Source organism: Massilia sp. IC2-477, assembly GCF_020707265.1.
Lineage (GTDB): Bacteria > Pseudomonadota > Gammaproteobacteria > Burkholderiales > Burkholderiaceae_D > Telluria.
The window spans coordinates 22554-43627 of record NZ_JAJFEQ010000011.1 but is presented as its reverse complement, the minus strand read 5'-3'; the positions used below and the strand labels follow the sequence as shown (position 1 = coordinate 43627).

General features: G+C 65.0%; 21 protein-coding genes. 9 read left to right on the top strand and 12 right to left on the bottom strand.

The genetic code is table 11. The features are described 5' to 3' along the window. Positions 1-205 precede the first annotated feature (205 nt). Complete coding sequence (locus LK542_RS20160; protein WP_227813341.1) at positions 206-1147, bottom strand: GlxA family transcriptional regulator; 942 nt, start codon at positions 1145-1147, stop codon at positions 206-208. Between the two features lie 174 nt (positions 1148-1321). On the opposite strand from LK542_RS20160, the gene LK542_RS20155 reads away from it, so the two are divergent. The 4 genes from LK542_RS20155 to LK542_RS20140 all read left to right on the top strand — a co-directional run bounded on the left by LK542_RS20155 (position 1322) and on the right by LK542_RS20140 (position 4750). Further along, positions 1322-1741, top strand: coding sequence for a MarR family winged helix-turn-helix transcriptional regulator (locus LK542_RS20155; protein WP_227803473.1), 420 nt, complete (start codon positions 1322-1324; stop codon positions 1739-1741). Beyond that, a complete protein-coding gene (locus LK542_RS20150) occupies positions 1738-2019 on the top strand; it encodes a hypothetical protein (protein ID WP_227813340.1) in 282 nt (93 codons plus the stop codon). Before LK542_RS20155 ends, LK542_RS20150 begins: the two co-directional genes overlap by 4 nt. Positions 2020-2077: 58 nt before the next feature. Beyond that, on the top strand, positions 2078-2911 hold the full coding sequence (locus LK542_RS20145) for an HDOD domain-containing protein (protein ID WP_227803475.1): 834 nt from the start codon (positions 2078-2080) through the stop codon (positions 2909-2911). A 420-nt stretch (positions 2912-3331) separates the two neighbouring features. Further along, on the top strand, positions 3332-4750 hold the full coding sequence (locus LK542_RS20140; RefSeq protein WP_227813339.1) for an FAD-binding oxidoreductase: 1419 nt from the start codon (positions 3332-3334) through the stop codon (positions 4748-4750). A gap of 211 nt (positions 4751-4961) precedes the next feature. On the opposite strand, the gene secF is transcribed toward LK542_RS20140, so the two are convergent. The 5 genes from secF to queA all read right to left on the bottom strand — a co-directional run bounded on the left by secF (position 4962) and on the right by queA (position 10790). Next, entirely contained in the window at positions 4962-5984 is a 1023-nt protein-coding gene (gene secF / locus LK542_RS20135) for a protein translocase subunit SecF (protein WP_227813338.1), read from the bottom strand. Positions 5985-5986: 2 nt separating this feature from the next. Continuing rightward, on the bottom strand, positions 5987-7876 hold the full coding sequence (gene secD / locus LK542_RS20130; RefSeq protein WP_227813337.1) for a protein translocase subunit SecD: 1890 nt from the start codon (positions 7874-7876) through the stop codon (positions 5987-5989). Between the two features lie 60 nt (positions 7877-7936). After that, a complete protein-coding gene (yajC, locus tag LK542_RS20125; protein WP_227803478.1) occupies positions 7937-8269 on the bottom strand; it encodes a preprotein translocase subunit YajC in 333 nt (110 codons plus the stop codon). A 349-nt stretch (positions 8270-8618) separates the two neighbouring features. Beyond that, positions 8619-9758, bottom strand: coding sequence for a tRNA guanosine(34) transglycosylase Tgt (gene tgt, locus LK542_RS20120; protein ID WP_227803479.1), 1140 nt, complete (start codon positions 9756-9758; stop codon positions 8619-8621). A gap of 9 nt (positions 9759-9767) precedes the next feature. Beyond that, entirely contained in the window at positions 9768-10790 is a 1023-nt protein-coding gene (gene queA / locus LK542_RS20115; protein WP_227813336.1) for a tRNA preQ1(34) S-adenosylmethionine ribosyltransferase-isomerase QueA, read from the bottom strand. Positions 10791-10895: 105 nt separating this feature from the next. Here queA and recG point away from each other — a divergent pair, with 105 nt between their 5' ends. The 4 genes from recG to LK542_RS20095 all read left to right on the top strand — a co-directional run bounded on the left by recG (position 10896) and on the right by LK542_RS20095 (position 15289). Then, positions 10896-12959: an ATP-dependent DNA helicase RecG gene (recG, locus tag LK542_RS20110; RefSeq protein WP_227813335.1), complete on the top strand. Its 2064-nt coding sequence runs from the start codon at positions 10896-10898 to the stop codon at positions 12957-12959. A gap of 115 nt (positions 12960-13074) precedes the next feature. Then, on the top strand, positions 13075-13539 hold the full coding sequence (locus tag LK542_RS20105; RefSeq protein ID WP_227813333.1) for a carboxymuconolactone decarboxylase family protein: 465 nt from the start codon (positions 13075-13077) through the stop codon (positions 13537-13539). A 24-nt stretch (positions 13540-13563) separates the two neighbouring features. Then, entirely contained in the window at positions 13564-14463 is a 900-nt protein-coding gene (locus tag LK542_RS20100; RefSeq protein ID WP_227813331.1) for an RNA polymerase sigma-70 factor, read from the top strand. Positions 14464-14542: 79 nt separating this feature from the next. Continuing rightward, on the top strand, positions 14543-15289 hold the full coding sequence (locus tag LK542_RS20095) for a tetratricopeptide repeat protein (protein ID WP_227813329.1): 747 nt from the start codon (positions 14543-14545) through the stop codon (positions 15287-15289). Positions 15290-15301: 12 nt separating this feature from the next. On the opposite strand, the gene LK542_RS20090 is transcribed toward LK542_RS20095, so the two are convergent. The 5 genes from LK542_RS20090 to pyrC form a co-directional block, all read right to left on the bottom strand. After that, the gene (locus LK542_RS20090) at positions 15302-15670 is read right to left on the bottom strand and encodes a glyoxalase superfamily protein (RefSeq protein ID WP_227813328.1); all 369 of its coding nucleotides are present in this window, start codon (positions 15668-15670) and stop codon (positions 15302-15304) included. Beyond that, a complete protein-coding gene (locus tag LK542_RS20085; RefSeq protein ID WP_227813326.1) occupies positions 15670-16005 on the bottom strand; it encodes a hypothetical protein in 336 nt (111 codons plus the stop codon). Before LK542_RS20085 ends, LK542_RS20090 begins: the two co-directional genes overlap by 1 nt. Positions 16006-16070: 65 nt before the next feature. Then, a complete protein-coding gene (locus LK542_RS20080; protein ID WP_227813325.1) occupies positions 16071-17084 on the bottom strand; it encodes a Gfo/Idh/MocA family protein in 1014 nt (337 codons plus the stop codon). Between the two features lie 13 nt (positions 17085-17097). Then, a complete protein-coding gene (locus tag LK542_RS20075) occupies positions 17098-17889 on the bottom strand; it encodes a DUF3025 domain-containing protein (protein ID WP_227813323.1) in 792 nt (263 codons plus the stop codon). Positions 17890-17897: 8 nt separating this feature from the next. Next, positions 17898-18950: a dihydroorotase gene (gene pyrC, locus LK542_RS20070; protein WP_227803490.1), complete on the bottom strand. Its 1053-nt coding sequence runs from the start codon at positions 18948-18950 to the stop codon at positions 17898-17900. A gap of 273 nt (positions 18951-19223) precedes the next feature. On the opposite strand from pyrC, the gene LK542_RS20065 reads away from it, so the two are divergent. Then, positions 19224-20288, top strand: a complete 1065-nt coding sequence (locus LK542_RS20065; protein WP_227803491.1) for an NF038122 family metalloprotease — start codon at positions 19224-19226, stop codon at positions 20286-20288. A 50-nt stretch (positions 20289-20338) separates the two neighbouring features. Here the strand turns inward: LK542_RS20065 and LK542_RS20060 are convergent, their stop codons facing one another. After that, positions 20339-21064, bottom strand: coding sequence for an amino acid ABC transporter ATP-binding protein (locus tag LK542_RS20060; protein ID WP_227813322.1), 726 nt, complete (start codon positions 21062-21064; stop codon positions 20339-20341). Between the last annotated feature and the right edge of the window lie 10 nt (positions 21065-21074).

Genomic DNA, 21074 nt, shown 5'->3' with positions numbered 1-21074 from the left:
AACAAAATTCCTAAATGCTTGATGTAAATCAAAATTCATGAACAAGCTGTTGTTCTGAAAACACGCATTGTCAAATGTGTCGTCAAATCCGTTAATTTTTCTGGAAATGTGACAGTTCAGCCTGAACATGGCAGCTGCCATGACAAGCAATAAAAGGTTGGAAATGGAACAGTGCCGCACGTACGATCGTGCGGGGTCGGGCGCCTTATTCGGCCAGGCGGCGCCGGCGCTCTTCGCGGGGTGTGTTGCCGAACAGTGCGCCGAAAGCTGTCGAGAAGTGCGATCCCGAGGAGAATCCACACATCAGCCCAACCTGCACGATCGAATGATTGGTGTCGCGCAGCAGTTTGCGTCCACGCTGCAGGCGCAGTTCGAGGTAGTAGCGCGATGGCAGGCTGCCGAGGTATTGCTTGAACAGGCGCTCCAGCTGGCGCCGCGAAATCCCGGCCAGGCCGGCGATCTCGTCGGTGGACAGGGGTTCTTCGATGTTGGCTTCCATCAGGGCCACTGCCTCGGTCAGCTTCGGCTGCAGGGTGCCGAACCTGGCCTGCAGCGCCACCCGCTGGCGCTCGTCCTTGCCGCGCACCCGGTCCACGCACAGGATTTCCTTCACCTGCGCCTGGACCGTGGCGCCGAAGATCGTCTCGACCAGGGTCAGGGCGAAGTCGATGCTGGCCGCACCGCCGCAGCAGGTCAGGCGGTTGCGGTCGAATTCGTAGAGGTTGGGGGTGAACAGGGCCTGCTCGGCCAGCGCGTTGGTGTCCGGATACAGCGCCCAGGGCAGCGCGGTGCGCACGCCGTGCAGCGCGCCGGCGTCGGCCAGCCACAAGACGCCGGCGCCGACCCCGCCCCAGAACGGCGCCGCGCGGCAGCGCTCGACCAGGGCGCGGCAGTTGGCGGGCTTCAGGGCGGCCTCGGCCTCGTCCGCCACCAGCAGCACCAGGTGCCAGTGACGACCGGCGTCGGCGCTGAACTTGTCGGGGCTGCGCACGTCGACGTGCAGCAGCTCCGGGCCCAGCAGCTTGGCCGCGAGGCGCAGCGGCTGGACCAGGCCGGACCAGGTCAGCATGTCCGGCTCGCCCGCATTCACCAGCAGCACACGCAGCGGCCGTTCCTGTGCCAGTTGGGACAGGTCAGCAGGCTGCATCGGGGCGGATTCGGGCGGGTCGCATGGCCCGACATCATACCGGAGAACATCGGAGACCATTTCCCGCCGTTCCGTCCGCCGCACATGCCGATCCGGCAAAACCGCGGTGGCCAGCTATAATCCTGCCCCATGGGGGAACGATATTTAAAGAGTGTCCGGCTGCTGGCCGAGTGCATGCAAGGCTTCGAGCGTTTTTCCGGCGAGTCCGTGCGCCAGCACGGCTTGACGCACGCGCAGTTCGATATCATTGCCACGCTGGGCAACACGCCCGGCATGAGCTACAAGGAACTCGGCGAGCGCACCCTGATCACCAAGGGCACGCTCACCGGCGTGATCGAACGGCTGGAGCAGAAAGGCCTGGTGCTGCGCGAACAGAGCAGCGACGACAAGCGCTCCTTCTTCGTGCGCTTGAGCCCCGCGGGCGAAGGGGTGTTCGCCGATGTGTTCCCGAAGGTGGTCGCGCACGGCAAGCAATTGTTCGCACAGTATGGCGAGGCCGACTTCGACGCGCTGGAAAGCGTGCTGCGCAGATTGCGTGACCAGATCGCCGCCGGCGTTCCTCCCCACTCTCCACAAGCAAAGGAATTGCCTTGAAAACATCCCTGATCGAAGGCAAAAAGCCTGCCCATTTTGACAAGCACATCATCGGCAACATCCTGCTGGACATCGCTCCGCTGGACGAAGTCAGGCAGGAAGCCATGCTGATCGGCGTGCGCAACGAAGCCGGCGAGATCTACCGCCTCATCGGCGCGACCAAGCTCAACAGCTTCATGAACGCGACCGAAGAGCTGCTCGACCTCGGCCTGGTCGACGAACTGCAGGATACCGAAGAACAAAGGGAAGGCTGCGACGCCATCTTCGGCGAAGCCTAAAATAGCCCCTAAGCAACTTCCGCATTGCCGGACGTGGCGATAGGGGTATAATTTTTGGATGGACCGACTCACTGCCCTCAAGAGCATCGCCGCCGAGGCAAGCCGTGGCGAACTCAGCTTTCCAACGAACGTCGACGCGACGCTCAAGCTGCAGCGCGCGCTGGGCGAGCCCGACTGCCATACCGAGATGGCGGCGCGCCTGGTGCAGGCCGAGCCCCTGCTGGCGGCGCGCACCGTGGCGATCGCCAACTCGGTGGCCTACAACCGCGCCGGCCACGACGTCACCAACGTCCGCGCGGCCGTGCAGCGGGTCGGTTTCCGCACCCTCGGGGCGCTGGCCGCTTCCGTCATCGTGCGCCAGCTGGCCAGCGAAATCGCAGACCCCGACCTGCGCGCCAAGGCCGACGCCCTGTGGATCCACTCGGCCCACGTGGCCGCGCTGGCCCAGGTGATCGCGCGCCGCGTCTCCTTTGTCGACCCGGAAACCGCGATGTTCGCGGGCATCGTGCACGAGGTCGGCGGCTTCTACCTGCTCTCGCGCGCCGAGGAATTCCCTGGCCTGGCGGACGACTGCGCCGAGGAATGGATCGAACATGGCCAGGTGGCGATCGGCCGCGGCGTGCTGCTCAAGCTGGGCGTGCCGGTGCCGGTGATGGGCGCCATCGAGGCGCTGTGGAACGGCATGCGCGCGCTGCCGCCGGAAACCCTGGGCGACACCCTGCTGCTGGCCAAGGATCTGGCCCCCTTCCCTTCTCCGCTGCGCATCCGCCCTGGCGCCAGCACGCTCGACTCGGCCGCCACCATCGACTTCACCATCGGCGAAGGCACCCTGGCCCAAGTGCTGGCGGAATCGGCCGACGAAGTAAAGAGCCTGACCACCGCCCTGCTCTAGCGTGACCATTTGACCAACAGGTCAAAAAAAATGCCCGCTCGATGGGAGCGGGCAAAGTCCAAAACTAGGGATGTCCTGAAAGAGACGCTTTCACTATAGGGGTTCGATGAGCCTGCTTCGGTGCGCTGACTCACACAAAGCGCAATGCCGGGATATTTTCGCGGAGGCGAAAAAAAACCCGCTCGGTGAGGAGCGGGTGAAGTCCAAAACTAGGGATGTCCTGAAAGAGACGGTTCCACTATAGGGCCTGCGCCGGGTGCGCTCCGTGCGCTGATTCACTTACAGCATTCTCTTCCTGATCTTTTTTTGGCCCCGTACGATACCCGGGGTATCGGGCCATGCTACCGCCGGCGCTTGTCCTTGGCGGTGCGGGGCAGCTCGGGGCAAGCTGCAGGTCCGACAACTTTCTCCAATCCGCACATGCATCCTTCGCGCCGCCGCTTCCTCGTCCAGGCCATGGCCGGGGCTGGCCTCTTGAGCCTGTCGCCGCTACCGGCCGTGGCCGCGCCCGGCATCCTGATCCCGAATGTCACCGGGCTGTACCCGGTGGAAGTGGCGCGCGTCGCGGCGCCTGCCTCGACCGAGGAGGTGGCGCAGGCCGTGCGCGACTGGCCGGGACGGATCGCAGTCGGCGGCGGTCGCTACAGCATGGGCAGCCAGGTCGCGATCCGGGGCGGACTGCACCTCGACATGCGTGGCATGAACCGGCTCCTGCTCCTCGATCCGCAGGCGAAGACAGCCCGGGTCCAGGCCGGGATGCGCTGGCGCGAGCTGCAGGACGCGCTCGATCCGCTCGGCCTGGCCGTGCACACCATGCAGAGCTTTGCGAATTTCACTGTCGGCGGCGCGGTCTCCGTGAACGCACACGGACGCTATGTCGGCAACGGGCCGGTGGTGAATTCGGTCCGCGCGCTGCAGCTGGTGCTGGCGGACGGTTCGGTGGTGGAAGCGACGCGCAGCCGGAATGCCGAGCTGTTTCGTGCGGCCGTGGGTGGCTATGGCGCCGTCGGCATCATCACCGAAGTGGAACTCGACCTGGCCCGCAACACCCGCATCGAACGCCAGGTCGAGGAGGTTTCGCTGGACGACTATCCCGCCTGGTTCCGGCGCATGGCCGATCAAGGCGACTGCGTCTTCCACAACGCCGACCTGCTGCCGCCGCTGTTCGATGCGCCGGTGGCGGTGTCCTGGCGCCGCAGCACGAAGGCGCTGACGGAAACCGCCCGCCTGGTGCCGCGCGGCCAGTCCTACGGGCTGGAACAGAACGCGCTGTTCGCCATGACTGAGCTGCCGCGCGGCGACCTGCTGCGCAGTAAACTGATCCATCCGCTGCTGCTGGCGCGCCCGGCCGTGAAGTGGCGCAACCACGAAGCCAGCCTCGACGTCGGAGAGCTGGAACCGCGCACCCGCAGCATCTCGACCTATGTGCTGCAGGAATATTTCATCCCGGTGCGGCACTTCGCCGCCTATGCGCGTGCGATGGCGGCCGTGATCCGCAAGCACGGAGCCCGGGTCTTGAACGTGTCGGTGCGCCATTCCCCGGCCGATAGCACTGCGCTGCTGCCATGGGCGAAGGAAGAGGTGTTTTCCTTCGTTGTCTATTACAAGCAGCGCACCCACGCCGAGGCGCAACGCCGCGCCGGCGACTGGACCCGCGAGATGATCGAGACCGCCCTGGCCTTCGGCGGCCGCTACTACCTGCCCTACCAGCTGCATGCCACCCGCAGCCAGTTCGAACGTGCCTACCCGGAAGCACAGCAATTGCGGGAAATCAAACGCAGGGTCGACCCAGGCGGGCGCTTGTCCAATGCATTGTGGGCAGCCTACCTCCAGCCGTGAATCGGGCAAAAAAAAACCCGCTCCGGTTGGGGAGCGGGTGAAGTCCAAAACTAGGGATGTCCTGAAAGAGACAGGTCCACTATAGGAGTCGGGCCCAGCCTACTCTGTGCGTTACCACACATAAACAGCCAAATTGTCACATTCCTTGATCTGGATGTAAAAAATGCCGCCACGGCAGGGGCCGGGCGGCATTTTTTGACACGGTCGGGTTTCAGACCACGGCGCCGTCGGTCTCGTCTTTTTCCTTGATCGGCTTGATCAGGTCTTCGCGCTTGACGCCCAGCCACATGGCCAGGGCCGCGGCGACGAACACCGAGGAATAAATACCGAAGCAAATGCCGATGGTCAGCGCCATGGCGAAATAATGCAGCGCGTGGCCGCCGAAGAACAGCATCGACAGCACCATCATCTGGGTCGAACCGTGGGTGATGATGGTACGCGAGATGGTGCTGGTGATCGCATGGTCGATCACCTGCTCCACGCTCATCTTGCGCTGCTTGCGGAACATTTCACGGATTCGGTCGAAGATGACGACCGATTCGTTGACTGAGTAGCCCAGCACCGCCAGGATCGCCGCCAGCACCGTCAGCGAGAATTCCCACTCGAAGAAGGCGAAGAAGCCCAGGATGATGACCACGTCGTGCAGGTTCGCGATGATGGCCGAGACGGCGAATTTCCATTCGAAGCGCACCGCCAGGTAGACGACCACACCGATGATCACCATCAGCAGGGCGTTCAGGCCGTTCTGGGCCAGCTCGTCGCCGACCGCTGCGCCGACGGCTTCGACGCGCTGCAGGCTCACCAGTTCCTGGCCGGCCGCGCTGACGCAGCTGGTGCGGTTGACCTGCTGGCCCTTGTCGGTGGTCACCTGGGTGACCTTCGGCGTGCCCTGCTCCGAGGCGCAGACGGCGTTGAAGGCGCGGGTCGAGGTGCCGGCCGCGGCCTGGCCTTCGACGATCGGCAGGCGCAGCAGCACGCTCTGGGCGGTGCCGAAGCTGGTCACCTCAGGCGCCTCGAAGCCGTTTGCACGCAGCGTGGTGCGGATCTTTTCCTGGTCGGCGGCGTGCGGATACTGCAGTTCCATCACGGTGCCGCCGGTGAACTCGACCGAGAAATGCAGGCCCTTGGTCACCAGGAAGAACACCGCCGCCAGGAAGGTCACCACCGAGATCGCATTGAGGATCAGGGCGTGACGCATGAACGGGATGTCCCGTTTGATCTTGAAAAATTCCATCTTTATTCCTGAGTCGCTTGTTGCTGATTAGGCGTAAAACCTTCTTTCCAGACCGTGCCGATCGAGATGTGGCTCAGCTTCTTCTTGCGGCCGTACCAGAGGTTGATCAGGCCACGGGCCACGAACACGGCCGAGAACATCGAGGTCAGGATGCCCAGGCAGTGCACCACGGCGAAGCCGCGGATCGCACCGGAACCGAAGATCAGGAGCGCCAGGCCGACGATCAGGGTGGTGACGTTGGAGTCGAAAATCGTGTCCCAGGCGTGCTTGAAGCCGGCGTTGATCGCCACCTGCGGCGCCGCGCCCGCGCGCAATTCCTCTCGGATGCGCTCGTTGATCAGGACGTTGGCGTCAATCGCCATACCGAGCGCCAGCGCGATTGCCGCGATACCCGGCAGGGTCAGTGTGATCTGCATCAGCGACAGCAGCGCCAGCAGGAACAGCACGTTGGCCGCCAGCGCCAGTGCGCTGAAGAAGCCGACCAGGTGGTAGTAGAGGATCATGAAGACCGCGATCGCCACGAAGCCCCAGACGGTCGAGTGCAGGCCGCGCGAGATGTTCTCGGCGCCCAGCTGCGGGCCGATCACGCGTTCCTCGATGAATTCCATCGGCGCCGACAGCGCGCCCGAGCGCAGCAGCAGCGCCAGCTCGTTGGCGTCTTCCGAGGTGCCCATGTTGGTGATCTGGAAGGTCGAACCCAGTTCGCTCTGGATGGTCGGGGCCGACAGTACGCTGTACTTGCCTTTTTCCTTCAGCAGGATCGCCATACGCTTGCCGACGTTGTCGCGGGTAGCCTGGCGGATGCGGCGGCCGCCGTCGCCGTTCAGGTCGAGGGAAACGGCCGGCTGCTGGTTCTGGTCGAAGCTGGCGACGGCGCTCGAGATGTAGTCGCCGGTCAGGATGATGTCCTTCGACACCACGACCGGGGCGCCGCGGCCTTCGGTGAACAGTTCCGAGTTCAGCGGGATGGCAGCGGTCAGCTCGGTGCCCGGGGTCACGGTCGAATCGACCATGCGCAGTTCGAGGGTGGCGGTGCGGCCGATGATGTCCTTGGCGCGCGCCACGTCCTGCACGCCCGGCAGCTGGACGATGATGCGGTCGGCGCCCTGCTGCTGGATCAGCGGCTCGGTGGTGCCCAGTTCATTGATACGCTTGGACAGGGTGGCGATGTTCTGCTTGACGCCGTCTTCCACGGTGCGCTTGAGCGCGTCCGGCTTGAGGGTGACGACCAGCTTCATCTCGGTGCCGTCGGCGGTCTCGGCAAACGCCAGGTCCTGGTATTGCGAAGCCAGCGCGCTGCGGCCCGCGGCGCGGGTCTGGGCGTCGCGGAAGCGCACTTCGATGCTGTCGCCAACGCGCTCGATGCCGGCGTGGCGGATGTTCTTGTCGCGCAGCTGGCTGCGCACGGCAGCCTGCACGCCCTTCACCTTGGTGTCGAGCACGGCCTTGCCGTCGACCTGCAGCAGGAAGTGGACGCCGCCACGCAGGTCCAGGCCCAGGTTCATCGGCTTGGCGCCGATTTTTTCCATCCAGGTCGGGGTGTTCTTCACCAGGTTGACGGTGACGATGTAATCGGGATTTTCGCGGTCGCGGTTGAGGTCGCGTTCGAGCGCCAGCTTGGCCTTGAACTGGGCGTCGGTGCTGGCGAAACGGGCGCGCACCGAGGTGCTGTTGCCGGTGCCTTCGAGGCCGACCGCGGTGGCCGGAACACCGTTGCGCTTGAGCGCATCTTCGACCAGGCCGACGGTGGCGCTGGTGATATTGACCGTCGACTTACCGGTGGTGACCTGCAGTGCCGGCGACTCGCCGAAGTAGTTCGGCGCCGTGTACAGCGCGCCCAGCAGGAGCGCGACGGCGATCAGTAGATATTTCCAGACGGGGTAGCGATTCATAGTGTTCCAGCGTTCAATGTTAGGCACGGTGCGGCCCGGGGGCCGCGTGTGCTTACTGGCTTACAGGGCCTTCAGGGTGCCTTTCGGGAGCAGCGTCACCACTGCATTCTTCTGGACCACGATCTCGGTGCCGGTAGCGATTTCCAGCGTCACGTAGGTGTCGGCCACCTTGACCACGCGGCCGAGGATGCCGCCGGCAGTCGCCACTTCGTCGCCCTTGGTCAACGCATCCATCATCGCCTTCAGCTCGCGCTGGCGCTTTTGCTGAGGACGGATCATGAGGAAGTACATGACCACGAACATCAGGATCAGCGGCAGGAAAGTAGTCAGGCTACCCATCAGGCCAGGATCGGCTGCGGCGGTGGTTTGCGCGTACGCGTTGGAAATGAACACAAGGACTCCGATTGTGAGGATTAAAAAATAAGCGGTGTATTCTAGCACCGGCCATGGGGCCGGGGACAATCTGGGGGTATGTAGGTTTGCAATTCTGGATTGCAAGATGTTGCAGGAAAAATAATCGAAGGTAGCTGCTCTTCAAAGTAAATTGGGTTCCCGCCTTCGCGGGAAGTCGTAGGCGCCGGGGGCGCGTACGACGAATCAAGTGCAGTCGCAGAGAACATAGTCCCATTTGACCACGTACCTCAGCACGTCGTTCCCGCCACTGGCGGCAACGACTTCCCGCGCAGGCGGGAACCCAAGTTTCCCAGCTCAGCAGTTAGCGCTCGCTTACACTATAAGCCGCTCACACCCCGCGCGACCGATCCGCCCTGAACTGAATCCTGAACTCATTGAACCGGTCCGCATCGATCGCATCCCGCATCTCCTGCATGATCTTCAGGTAGAAGTGCAGGTTGTGGATGGTATTGAGCCGCGCCCCCAGGATCTCGTTCGAGCGGTGCAGGTGGTGCAGGTAGGCGCGCGAGAAGTTCTTGCAGCAGTAGCAGTCGCAGCTCTCGTCCAGCGGCGCCGTATCATCTTTATAACGGGCATTCTTGATCTTGACGTCGCCAAAGCGGGTAAACAGCCAGCCATTGCGGGCGTTACGGGTCGGCATCACGCAGTCGAACATGTCGACGCCATTGGCCACGCCCTCGACCAGGTCTTCCGGCGTGCCGACGCCCATCAGGTAGTGCGGCTTGTTTTCCGGCAGGCGCGGGCCGACGTGGGCCAGGATGCGCTGCATGTCTTCCTTCGGCTCGCCCACCGACAGGCCGCCGATCGCCAGGCCCGGGAAGTTGATGTCTTCCAGTCCGGCGAGCGACTCGTCGCGCAGGTGCTCGTACATGCCGCCCTGGACGATGCCGAACAGCGCGTTCGGGTTCTCGCCGCGGTTGAACTCGTTCATCGAGCGCTGGGCCCAGCGCAGCGACATGCGCATCGACTTGGCCGCTTCTTCGCTTGTCGCCGGACGGCCGTCGATCTCGTACGGGGTGCATTCGTCGAACTGCATCACGATGTCCGAGTTCAGCGAGCGCTGGATCTGCATCGACACTTCGGGCGACAGGAACTGGCGCGAACCGTCGATCGGCGAGGCGAACTTGACGCCCTCTTCGGTGATCTTGCGCATGGCGCCCAGCGAGAACACCTGGAAGCCGCCCGAGTCGGTCAGGATCGGACCGTCCCAGCCCATGAACTTGTGCAGGCCGCCGAATTTATCGAGCACCGCCGTGCCCGGGCGCAGCCACAGGTGGAAGGTATTGCCCAGGATGATCTGCGAGCCCACTTCGCGCAGTTCGATCGGATCCATCGCCTTGACCGAGCCGTAGGTCCCGACCGGCATGAAGATCGGGGTTTCGATGGTGCCGTGGTTGAGCTTCAGGCGGCCGCGGCGCGCGTGCGACAGGCCGCTGGTGTCTTTTTTAAGAAGGGTAAATTCGAGCATCGGTATTCTTTAGCGTGAACGCGTGGTCAGCAGCATGGCGTCGCCATAGCTGAAGAAGCGGTATTCATTGGCGATCGCATGCTGGTAAGCCTTGCGGATCTCGTCATAGCCGGCAAAGGCCGACACCAGCATCATGAGGGTCGACTTCGGCAGGTGGAAGTTGGTGATCAGGCGGGTGACGGTCTTGAAGGTGTAGCCCGGCGTGATGAACAGCGCCGTGTCGTCGCTGCCCGCCTTCAGCTCGCCCGACTGCGAGGCCGATTCCAGCGCGCGCAGGGAGGTCGTGCCGACCGCCACCACGTCGCGGCCTGCCGCTTTCGCGGCGCGCACCGCGTCCACCGTCGCCGCGGGAATCGTGTACCACTCGGAGTGCATCTTGTGCGCCGACAGATCTTCGACCCGCACCGGCTGGAAGGTGCCGGCGCCCACGTGCAGGGTCACGTAGGCGAGCTTGATGCCCTTCTCGGCCAGGCGGTCGAGCAGCGGCTGGTCAAAATGCAGGCCGGCGGTCGGCGCGGCTACCGCGCCCGGCTCTTTCGAGTACACGGTCTGGTAACGCTGCTCGTCGAATTCGTCGGCATTGTGCTCGATGTAGGGCGGCAGCGGCAGGCGGCCGTGGGCTTCGATCAGTTCGAACACGTCGCCTTCGAAATGCAGGGTGAAGAATTCGCCGGCACGCTCGCCGGTGGTCACGTCGAAAGCGTCGGCCAGGCGGATGCGGTTGCCCGGCTTGGGCGACTTCGAGGCCCGTACCTGCGCCAGTACGGTGCGGTTGTCCAGCACGCGTTCGACCAGCACTTCGACCTGGCCACCGGTTTCCTTGACGCCGAAGAAGCGCGCCTTCAGCACCCGGGTATTGTTCATGACCAGCAGGTCGCCCGGCTGCAGCTGGTCGATGATGTCCGCGAAATGGCGGTCGGTGATCTGGTCGCCATCGAGCTGCAACAGGCGCGAAGCGCTCCGGTCAGGCAGCGGATGCTGCGCGATGCGCTCTGGCGGCAAGTCGAAATCGAAATCGGAAAGCGAGTACATTGTCTTCAATTCTGGGAAAATGGATGCTGCCAGCCTTACAATAGGGGCTGCAGAGCGTGCGGCGAACCCTCTATTTTACGCCAGCATCTGCTTAAATGCCGCAATATGCCCGCCACCAAGACGACTTCCGCCCCCAAAACCATTGAATCCAAGCTCGCCCGGCTGGGTTTACGCACCGACATGGACTTGGTGCTGCACCTGCCGATGCGCTACGAGGACGAGACCAAGGTGGTCACGATCCGCGAAGCGTCCATGCGCGGGCTGCAGACCTGGCAGGTCGAGGGGGTCGTGGTCAAGAATGAAATTACCTACAAGCCGCGGCGCCAGCTCCTGGTGCAGATCGCCGACGAGACGGGCGAGCTGCAGCTGCGCTTCATGAATTTCTACGGCAGCCAGGTCAAGCAATTGTCCGAAGGCGTGAGGGTGCGTGCCCGCGGCGAGCTGAAGCACGGATTCTTCGGCGCCGAAATGGTCCACCCCACGTATAAAGTGATCAACGAGGGCGCACCGCTGCCTACCGCGCTCACGCCCGTGTATCCGGCCGGCGAAGGACTGTCCCAGACCATCCTGCGGCGCGCGATCAACGACGCCATGAAGCGGGTCGACTGGCGCGACACCCTGCCCAACGCGTTCTTGACTCGCCTGCAGCTGTGGGACTTCGAGCCCTCGGTGCGTCTGCTGCACTACCCGCCGGCCGACGTCGACGAATACGCGCTGACCGAACGCAGCCACCCGGCCTGGACCCGCATGAAGTTCGACGAGCTGCTGGCGCAGCAACTGTCGCTGAAGCGCGCCCAGCGTGCGCGCCGCGAAAAGGGCGCGCCAACGCTGCGCGCGGTGGGCGAGCTGTCCGCCGCTTTCCTCGCCGCCCTGCCCTTCCAGCTCACCGGCGCCCAGCAGCGCGTGGTGAAGGAGATCGGCGCCGACCTGCGCGAAGGCTATCCGATGCAGCGCCTGCTGCAGGGCGACGTCGGCAGCGGCAAGACCGTGGTGTCGGCCCTCGCTGCCGCCCAGGCCATCGACAGCGGCTACCAGGCGGCGCTGATGGCGCCGACCGAGATCCTGGCCGAGCAACACTTCCGCAAGATCGCGGCCTGGATGGAGCCGCTCGGCGTGAAGGTGGCCTGGCTGACGGGCAGCCTGAAAAAGAAGGAAAAGGATGCGGCCAAGGAGCTGATCGAATCGGGCGAAGCGAAACTCGTGATCGGCACCCACGCCCTGATCCAGGACACGGTGCAGTTCGCGAAGCTGGGCCTGGTGATCGTCGACGAGCAGCACCGCTTCGGCGTCGGCCAGCGCCTCACCCTGCGCAACAAGGGCAGCGACGGCCTGGTGCCGCACCAGCTCATGATGTCGGCCACGCCGATCCCGCGCACCCTGGCCATGACCTATTACGCCGACCTGGAAGTCTCGGTGATCGACGAACTGCCGCCCGGCCGCAGCCCGATCGTCACCCGTGCCATCGACCAGAACCGGCGCGAGGAAGTGATCGAGCGCGTGCACGCGGCCGCGCAGGAAGGCCGCCAGGTCTACTGGGTCTGCCCGCTGATCGAGGAATCCGAGGTGCTGCAGCTGCAGACCGCCACCGAAACCTACGAAACCCTGGCCGAGGCCCTGCCCGATTTGCAGGTAGGCCTGGTGCACGGGCGCCTCAAGCCCGCCGAGAAACAGGTGATCATGGACGCCTTCATCGCGGGCGAGATCCATGTGCTGGTGGCGACCACCGTGATCGAGGTCGGGGTCGATGTGCCGAACGCCTCCCTGATGGTGATCGAGCATGCCGAGCGCTTCGGCCTGTCGCAGCTGCACCAGCTGCGCGGCCGCGTGGGCCGCGGCTCGGCGGCGAGCGTGTGCCTGCTCCTGTATCAGAGCCCGCTGGGCCAGGTCGCCAAGCAGCGCCTGCTGACGATGCGCGAGACCACCGACGGCTTCGAGATCGCGCGGCGCGACCTGGAGATCCGCGGGCCCGGCGAATTTTTAGGGGCGCGCCAGTCGGGCGAGGCGATGCTGCGCTTCGCCGACCTGGAAGCCGACCAGTGGATCGTGGACAAGGCGCGCGACGTGGCGCAGTACCTGCTGGACAACGGCGACCGGCCCGAGTACATGGCGATCGTCGACGCTCACCTGACGCGCTGGCTGGGCGGGCGCGAAGAGTTCCTGAAGGTGTAGCATGGTCGGGGCAAGCGAAAAATTTTGCCCGACCTGTCACAGCCCGCCGCGCCAGGCCGTCTAAGAGGTATGGGAAGCGCAACGGGCGCTTCCGTTTTCCGAAGGAAGGCCTACCATGACGCATACCGCACGTCTCCCCTTTTACTCCCTCGCGCCGAAGTCGCTGCAGGCCATGATCGCGCTGTCGAAGTCGGTCAGCCAGGGCACGCTTGGCGAAAAGCTCGTCGAGCTGGTCAACCTGCGGGTCTCGCAGCTCAACGGCTGCGGCGTCTGCGTCGATATGCACTGGCGCTTCCTGCTGAAGGCCGGCGCCGATCCACGCCACCTGAACGCGGTGGCCGGCTGGCGCGAAGCCCCCTTCTTCAACGCCCGCGAGCGCGCCGCGCTGGGCTGGGCCGATGCCCTCAACCGGCTCCCGCAGCACGACGATACGGATGCCGCATACGATGCGCTGCGTGAACACTTCAGCGACAGCGAGATCGTGGAGCTCAGCTACGCTATTGCAGCCATCCGTGGCTGGAATGTGCTGAACCTGTCGCTGCGCAACCAGATCCCGGAACAACCCGCGCCTGGTTTCTGAACCCCCTCTCCGCCCTCGCCCGCCATGACCAGTCAACCCGCCTCTCGCCACGATGCCCTGTTCGCCGCGCTGCGTCCGCGGCTGTTCTCGATCGCCTACCGCATGCTGGGCGTGCGCGCCGATGCCGAGGACGTCGTCCAGGATGCCTGGCTGCGCTGGCATGGCAGCGACAGGGAGCAGGTGCATTCCGCCGAGGCCTGGCTGGTCACCACCGTGACGCGCCTGGCTATCGACCGGCTGCGCAGCAGCAAGGCGGATCGTGAAGCCTACGTCGGCTGGTGGCTGCCCGAGCCACTGGTCGAACTGGACGACAACACGCCGGAACGCGCGCTGGAACTGGCTGGCGAGGCGTCGGTCGCCTTCCTGTGGGTGCTGGAACGCCTGTCGCCCGATGAGCGCGCGGCTTTCCTGATGCGCCAGGTATTCGAGTCGGACTATGCGGATATCGCCCAGGTGCTGGAGAAATCGGAAGCCGCCTGTCGCCAGCTGGTGCACCGCGCCCAGGCGCGCATCCGCCAGGAGCGGCCGCGCTTCACCGTGCCCGGCGAATCACACCGCGCCCTGCTGGCGACCTTCATGCAGGCGGCCGCCAGCGGCGACCTGGCAGCCATGCGCGGCCTGATGTCGGACGACGTACAGCTGGTGTCGGACGGCGGCGGCAAGGTGCGCTCCTTCATGCGGATCCTGCATGGAGCCGGCAGGGTGGCAGGGGTGTTCTGGTCCGTGGAGCACCAGCACCCGGGACGGGTTGCCTACCGTCCGGCACTGATCAACGGGGAACCGGGCCTGCTGCGCTATGTCGAGGGCCGGCTGGAATCCGCGCAGTCTTTCATTGTCGATGCAGGACGGATCGTGGCCGTCTTCGTCATGCGCAACCCGGACAAGCTCACCGGCGCGCCGCAGATGCTCGATGTGTCCAATTGACGCGCCGCGTGACAATCCGTGAGAAACCACGACGAGAATCCCGGTTATCGTGGCACTTTGTCCTCGACCTGCCACCGCCATGCCTTTCCTCGGACTCGGACTGCACCTGATCGTCGCCATCTTCTTCGCCGTCCATGCCGTGCGCACGGGGCGCCCGATGTACTGGCTGATGATCCTGTTCGCCTTCCCCCTGCTCGGCAGCATCGTCTATTTCGCGGCCGTCTTCCTGCCGCATTCGCGCCTCGAGCGCCAGGCCAGGCTGGCCGGACACGCGCTGCAGCGCAAGCTCGATCCGGGCCGCGACGTGCGCGAAGCCAGGGCCGCCTTCGACCTGACGCCGACCGCACACAACCAGATGCGCCTGGCCGCTGCGCTGCTCGAGAGCGGCCAGACGGCGGAAGCGGTGGCCCAGTACGACGCCTGCCTGCAGGGTCCGTTCGCGAACGATCCCGAAGTGATCCTGGGCGCGGCGCGCGCCAAGTCCATGCACGGCCAGCCGGAAGCGGCGATCAGCCTGCTCGCGCCGCTGCAGGTAAAGCAGCCTGGCTACCGCGCGGAAGAAGTCGGCCTGGTGCTGGGGCGCGCCTACGACGCTACTGGACGCCAGGTGGAAGCCGGCGCCCAGTTCACGGCGGCTGCGGAGCGCTTCGGCAGCATCGAGGCACGGGTCGAGCTGGCCTTGTGGGCGCTGGCCAACGGCGACGATGCGGTAGCCCAGCGCGAGCTGAAGGAGATCGAACACGCGCGCCGCCACATGACGAAGTACACGCTGGACCTGCACCGCGAACTGTTCCGCAGGCTCGATGCCGCGACCGGCGCGCGTTGACGCCGTCTTCGATCAGGTACTGATCGCGTTGGTGAAGGTCAGCCGGTTTCCGAACGGATCCCTGACCGACATGTCGCGCGAGCCCCAGGGGGTGTCGCCGATGTCCGGCCTGGCGTAGCCGTAGTCCTTTGCTCGCAACTCCGCATGGTAGGCGTCGATGTCGTCGACCTCGATGCGCATCGCCGCGCCGGGGCAGCAGTCGCCGTGGTGTTCGCTCAGGTGCAGGATGCAGCCGCCGCGCGAGACCTGCAGGTAGAGCGGCAGGCCGGGCTCGAAGCGGTGTTCCCAATCCACCTGGAAGCCCAGGAAGCCGACGTAGAATTCACGCGCCTTGGCTTCATCGAAGATGCGCAGGATGGGGGTGATTGCGCGCAGCTGCATCACTCGTCCCGGGTCAGTTCGACACCGTCCACCGTCATTTTCCACTTGCCGCCCTCGCGGTGCGGCGGCTTGCTGACCACGAAGGTGGTCGTCACGAAGCTCACGCCGGCCTCGAAATGATTGCCCTTGAAGCGCTGCAGGTCGATGCTGAGATTGACCTGATCGTTCGGACGCCCGCGCTTGTATTCGACCTTGCCCTCCTTCGAGAGCGACAGCTGCATGTCCTTGCCCTGCCAGTTGCCGACGTAGGCCATCTTGTCGGCCGGGACCGGGGCGGCCCAGGCACTACCGGCGAGCAGGCCGGCCGCGAGGATGAGGGAAGCAAGGATACGCATGGAGACTCCGCTGGAAAGGTGATGGATGCCGCTCCAGTATTCGCACAGCCGTCGCGCTTGTCAATTCAGGCGGCATGGGCCGGGCGCACACTCCTGCGGTCGCTGTCGTAGGACAAGCCGATCTGGCGCCGGATCTCGTCCATCACGCCCATCAGCGCCAGCGTTTCCTCCAGGCGCATGGCCGGGCTTTCCAGCAGGCCGGCCTTGAGGCAGCGCTGCGCTTCCATGATCTCGTGCACGTAGCCGTTGCCGAGATAGGGCGTGTCGACCGTGCGCGTGCTCCCGTCCTCGAGCGTCACGCTCACGCTCTTCGCGCGGTGGAACATCGTGTTCATGCGTACGTGGCCGCGCGTGCCCGACACCGTCAGCTCGCAGGGCGTGCGGGCCTGGAAGGAACAGCTGCAGACCGACATGCCGCCGCCTTCGTGGCGCAGGGTGAAGCCGGTCTGCACGTCGACGCCGGTGGCGCCCAGCTCGGCCTGCGCCTTGATGCCGGATACGGGGCCCAGCAGCGCGGTGGCGATCGAGAGCGGATAGATACCCAGGTCGAGCAGCGCCCCGCCGCCGAGTTCCGCATTGAAGACGCGGTGTTCGGGGCCGAAGCTTGCCGTGAAACCGAAGTCGGCCACCACCTGGCGCACCTCGCCGATCTCGCCTGATGCCACGATGCGGCGCACTTCGTCGAAGGCCGGCAGGAAGCGCGTCCACATCGCCTCCATCAGGAACAGGCGGCGCGAACGCGCCAGCGTGACCACCTGCTCGGCTTCGCGCAGGTTCATGGTGAATGGTTTCTCGACCAGCACGCCCTTGCCGGCGCGTAGCGCCATCAGGGCATTGTCGGCGTGCTGCGGATGCGGCGTGGCGACGTAGACCAGGTCGATGCCTGCGGCGTCGGCCAGCGCCTGGTAGTCGCCATAGGCTGCCGCGGCGCCAAACTCCTGGGCAAAGGCCTGCGCCTTCTCCAAGCTGCGCGAGGCCACCGCCGCCAGCCGCGCGCCCGGCACATCCTTCAGTGCGGTAGCGAAGGCGCGCGCGATCTTGCCGGTGCCGAGGATGCCCCAGCGTACGTCGTTTGCCATCCGGCTTGTCCTTTCAGTACTGTCGTTTTGGACGGAACACCGTCGTGTCGAGATAAAAATCCTGGTCCTGCCCCGGCCACCAGCCCGGCACGCCGAGCACCGGCAGCGGCGTGAAGTTCGATGTGGCCAGTCCCTGTTCGGCCAGCTCGGCCGCCACCCGGGCGTCGAGCCAGGCGCGCTGCGCTTCGAGCGACAGCGCCATCACATCATCGCCCACGAAGATGACACGCGTATGCGCGGTGATGGCCTTGCGTGGCGCTACCAGCTTCTCCATCAGCGCGTGGCCAAACAGCCAGAGTCGCACATCGTGCTCGAACATGGCGCGCTTTTCATGCAGCGCCTCGCACCAGCGGTGAGCGCGCAGCGCGTCCACCAGTTCGCGCCCGGGGGCGCCCTCGCGCACCACCAACAGCGCGGCATTCTCGTCGAAGATGGTGGCGGCGTCGCGCGCCGGACCGCGCGACTTGCCGATGCCGGCCTGGGCGATCTGGGCCGCCTGCAGGGCGTTCAGCTGGCGCTTGATGAGCGGGAAGGTCTGCCATACCAGCCCGTTGAAGAAATCATGCAGGTTGTCGCGCGTCGGCACCTGGCCGGTGGCGCCGATGAATTCCTCGTAGGCGCGGCCCTCCGGCAGCGCGCTTTGCGGCACGAAGCGCAGCGGCAAACCGGCGTCATTGCACAGGCCGAGCGCATCGGCGCTGCGGTTAAAGGCGGCAAGGAACTCCTCGCCACCCAAGCCCAGCCGATCGTAGGCCGGCCGTACCGCGTCGTACCACGGGCGCGACCAGTCGATCTGCGACAGCATCGGGACGCTCAGTCCACCATCTTCCAGTTGATGGTCTCGCCGGCGTTGAGCGGCACCAGCTGGTGTTCGCCGAAGGGCACGGTCTCCGGCAGGGTCCAGGCTTCGCGCTTGAGCGTGATGGTCCCTTCGTTGACCGGCAGGCCGTAGAAGGCCGGGCCGTTCAGGCTGGCGAAGGCTTCGAGCTTGTCGAGCGCACCCGCCTGGGCGAAGGCTTCGGTGTACATCTCCATGGCGTGGAGCGCGGTGTAGCAGCCGGCGCAGCCGCAGGCCGCGTACTTGGTGTGCACCGCATGCGGCGCCGAGTCGGTGCCGAGGAAGAAGCGCTCGTCGCCGCTGGTGGCGGCGGTCACCAGCGCCAGGCGGTGTTCCTCGCGCTTGAGCACCGGCAGGCAGTAGTAGTGCGGGCGGATGCCGCCTCGGAAGATCTCGTTGCGGTTGTACAGCAGGTGGTGGGCGGTGATGGTAGCCGCGATCGGACCTTCGGCTTCGGCCACGTACTGGGCCGCTTCCTTGGTGGTGATGTGTTCGAACACCACGTTCAGGGCCGGCATGGCGCTGCGCAGCGGGCGCATGACGCGCTCGATGAACACGGCCTCGCGGTCGAACAGGTCGATGTCGTTGTCCGTCACTTCGCCGTGCACTAGCAGCGGCATGCCGACTTCCTGCATCACTTCGAGCGTTTTATAGCACTTCTTGAGGTCGGTGACGCCGGCATCCGAATTGGTTGTGGCGCCGGCCGGGTACAGCTTGACCGCATGGACAAAACCGGAATCCATCGCGCGCCGGATCTCGTCCGGGTCGGTGTTGTCGGTCAGGTACAGCGTCATCAGGGGTTCGAAGCGCATCCCTTCCGGCAGCGCCGCCAGGATGCGTTCGCGGTAGGCGCTGGCCGCCGCGGTCGTGGTCACCGGCGGCTTCAGGTTCGGCATCACGATCGCGCGCGCGAACTGGCGCGCGCTGTGCGGCAGTACGCTGCTCAGTGCCGCGCCGTCGCGCAGGTGCAGGTGCCAGTCGTCGGGGCGGGTGATGGTGATGGTGTCGGGGGTTTCGATGATGGACATGGCGGCTCTCGGATTGCGGATGCCGACATTTTACCGGAGCCACAGCAGGAGTCGCACGCTCGGTGGTCCACATGTATATACAAGGCAAGCATTCTATCCTGACGGAAAATTTTACAGTGCACGACGCTGATTACCGCCCAGAAAAATTTTTCTCTTAATAAACAACGGCTTAAATTTCTGGCTTGAAACTTGCTTGTAGAAAAGCAGCCGCTCCAGTGGCATGGCGGATGTCGCCAAGAATAATTATTTGAAATATCACGGAAATAGAGACTCATGAAAACCCTGAAAAACCTGCTGAAGATCGTTCCGCTGCTGGCATGCGCCTACGCAGGCTCGGCACAGGCACTGACGATCAACTTCACCTATGACCCTGCCATGGACGCACGCGCGCTGGCCGGCTTCCAGACCGCTGCCAACCGCTGGCAGAGCGTCCTGCATGATAACGTGCAGGTCAACCTGAACATCGCTTTCGCGGCGCTCGCTCCCAACGTGCTCGGCTCGACCAGTTCGCGCCAGGGCACCCTCAGCTACGCGGGCTTCCGCCAGGCCCTGATCCGCGATGCCAAGACCAGCACGGATTTCCAGGCCATTGCCAACCTGCCCGCAGGCCCGTGCCTGAGCGTCATGATGAACGGCACCAACGTCAACCCGGCCGGCGCCGGCAGCGCCGCCACCTTCGTCGACAACGACTGCGACGCGAACAACCGCGCCGTTACCGCGACCTGGGCGAATTTCCGCGCCCTGGGCCTGATTCCGGACAGCGACAAGGGCTCTGACGGTTCGATCTCGTTCAGCACCGGTTTCGCCTCGATCTTCGACTTCGACCCGACCGACGGCATTGGCGCCGGCCTGATCGACTTCACCGGCGTGGCCGCCCACGAGATCGGCCATGCGCTCGGTTTCATCAGCGGTGTCGACATCCTCGACCAGGTCTACACCCGCACCGACCTGGATGATTCAGCGTTCACCCTGGTCGCTCCGGCCGACCTGTACCGCTGCTCGCCGGCGAGCAAGGCTGCCGGCGCCGACATCGACTGGTCCGCGGATGCACGCGACAAGTTCTTCTCCCTGGATAACTGCACCACTACGCTGTCGATCTTCTCGAACGGCCGCGCCAACGGCGACGGCCAGCAGGCCAGCCACTGGAAGGACAACCGCGGCATCGGCCTGCTGGACCCGACCGCGGGCCGTGGCGAACTGCTGGCCATCAGCCAGATGGACCTGATGATGTTCGACGCCATCGGCTGGGACGTTCCGGAACCGGCATCGATCGCCCTGTTCGCGCTGGGCGCAGCAGGCCTGGCCGGCGCGCGCCGCCGCAAGCAGAAGCAGGCGTGATCGCTTGAACGCGTGACCAGCAACGGCGCCCTCGGGCGCCGTTGTGCTTTCTAGTGGATGATCCGCGCCAGGAATTCGCGCGCCCGCTCCGACTGCGGGGCATTGAAGAACGCTTCCTTGGGGCTGTCCTCGACGATGGCGCCCTGGTCCATGAAGACGATCCGGTCCGCCACCTTGCGCGCAAAACCCATCTCGTGGGTCACCACCATCATGGTCATGCCTTCCTGCGCCAGCCCCACCATCACGTCCAGCACCTCGCCGATCATCTCGGGGTCGAGCGCGGACGTGGGCTCGTCGAACAGCATCGCCACCGGGTCCATCGACAGTGCGCGCGCGATCGCCACGCGCTGCTGCTGGCCGCCCGAGAGCTGGCCCGGGAACTTGTCCTGGTGCGCCAGCAGGCCGACGCGGTCCAGGTATTGCAGGCCGCGCTCGAGCGCCTCGCTCTTGCTGCGCCCCAGCACCTTGACCTGGGCCAGGGTCAGGTTGTCGCGTACCGACAGGTGCGGGAACAGCTCGAAGTTCTGGAACACCATGCCGATGCGCGCGCGCAGCTGCGACAGCTTGGTCTTCGGGTCGCCCACCGCGATGCCGTCGACCGTGATCCGCCCCTCTTGGAAGGGTTCGAGGCCGTTGACGGTCTTGATCAGGGTCGACTTGCCGGAGCCGGACGGCCCGCACACCACCACCACGTCGCCGCGTGCGACGCGGGTGCTGCAATCGCGCAGCACCTGGAAGCTGCCGTACCACTTGCTGACGTTCTCGATCTCGATCATCTGGTGCCTG

Bases quoted from the DNA above. Each gene is read 5' to 3' on its own strand.
- pyrC (WP_227803490.1), bottom strand. From the start codon at position 18,950: ATGTCCATCATCGAAACCCCCGACACCATCACCATCACCCGCCCCGAC.
- LK542_RS20095 (WP_227813329.1), top strand. From the start codon at position 14,543: ATGCCTTTCCTCGGACTCGGACTGCACCTGATCGTCGCCATCTTCTTC.
- LK542_RS20090 (WP_227813328.1), bottom strand. From the start codon at position 15,670: ATGCAGCTGCGCGCAATCACCCCCATCCTGCGCATCTTCGATGAAGCC.
- LK542_RS20100 (WP_227813331.1), top strand. From the start codon at position 13,564: ATGACCAGTCAACCCGCCTCTCGCCACGATGCCCTGTTCGCCGCGCTG.
- LK542_RS20080 (WP_227813325.1), bottom strand. From the start codon at position 17,084: ATGGCAAACGACGTACGCTGGGGCATCCTCGGCACCGGCAAGATCGCG.
- secD (WP_227813337.1), bottom strand. From the start codon at position 7,876: ATGAATCGCTACCCCGTCTGGAAATATCTACTGATCGCCGTCGCGCTC.
- LK542_RS20105 (WP_227813333.1), top strand. From the start codon at position 13,075: ATGACGCATACCGCACGTCTCCCCTTTTACTCCCTCGCGCCGAAGTCG.
- LK542_RS20065 (WP_227803491.1), top strand. From the start codon at position 19,224: ATGAAAACCCTGAAAAACCTGCTGAAGATCGTTCCGCTGCTGGCATGC.
- LK542_RS20160 (WP_227813341.1), bottom strand. From the start codon at position 1,147: ATGCAGCCTGCTGACCTGTCCCAACTGGCACAGGAACGGCCGCTGCGT.
- LK542_RS20075 (WP_227813323.1), bottom strand. From the start codon at position 17,889: ATGCTGTCGCAGATCGACTGGTCGCGCCCGTGGTACGACGCGGTACGG.
- secF (WP_227813338.1), bottom strand. From the start codon at position 5,984: ATGGAATTTTTCAAGATCAAACGGGACATCCCGTTCATGCGTCACGCC.
- LK542_RS20060 (WP_227813322.1), bottom strand. From the start codon at position 21,064: ATGATCGAGATCGAGAACGTCAGCAAGTGGTACGGCAGCTTCCAGGTG.
- LK542_RS20145 (WP_227803475.1), top strand. From the start codon at position 2,078: ATGGACCGACTCACTGCCCTCAAGAGCATCGCCGCCGAGGCAAGCCGT.
- tgt (WP_227803479.1), bottom strand. From the start codon at position 9,758: ATGCTCGAATTTACCCTTCTTAAAAAAGACACCAGCGGCCTGTCGCAC.
- LK542_RS20085 (WP_227813326.1), bottom strand. From the start codon at position 16,005: ATGCGTATCCTTGCTTCCCTCATCCTCGCGGCCGGCCTGCTCGCCGGT.
- queA (WP_227813336.1), bottom strand. From the start codon at position 10,790: ATGTACTCGCTTTCCGATTTCGATTTCGACTTGCCGCCAGAGCGCATC.
- recG (WP_227813335.1), top strand. From the start codon at position 10,896: ATGCCCGCCACCAAGACGACTTCCGCCCCCAAAACCATTGAATCCAAG.
- LK542_RS20155 (WP_227803473.1), top strand. From the start codon at position 1,322: ATGCAAGGCTTCGAGCGTTTTTCCGGCGAGTCCGTGCGCCAGCACGGC.
- LK542_RS20140 (WP_227813339.1), top strand. From the start codon at position 3,332: ATGCATCCTTCGCGCCGCCGCTTCCTCGTCCAGGCCATGGCCGGGGCT.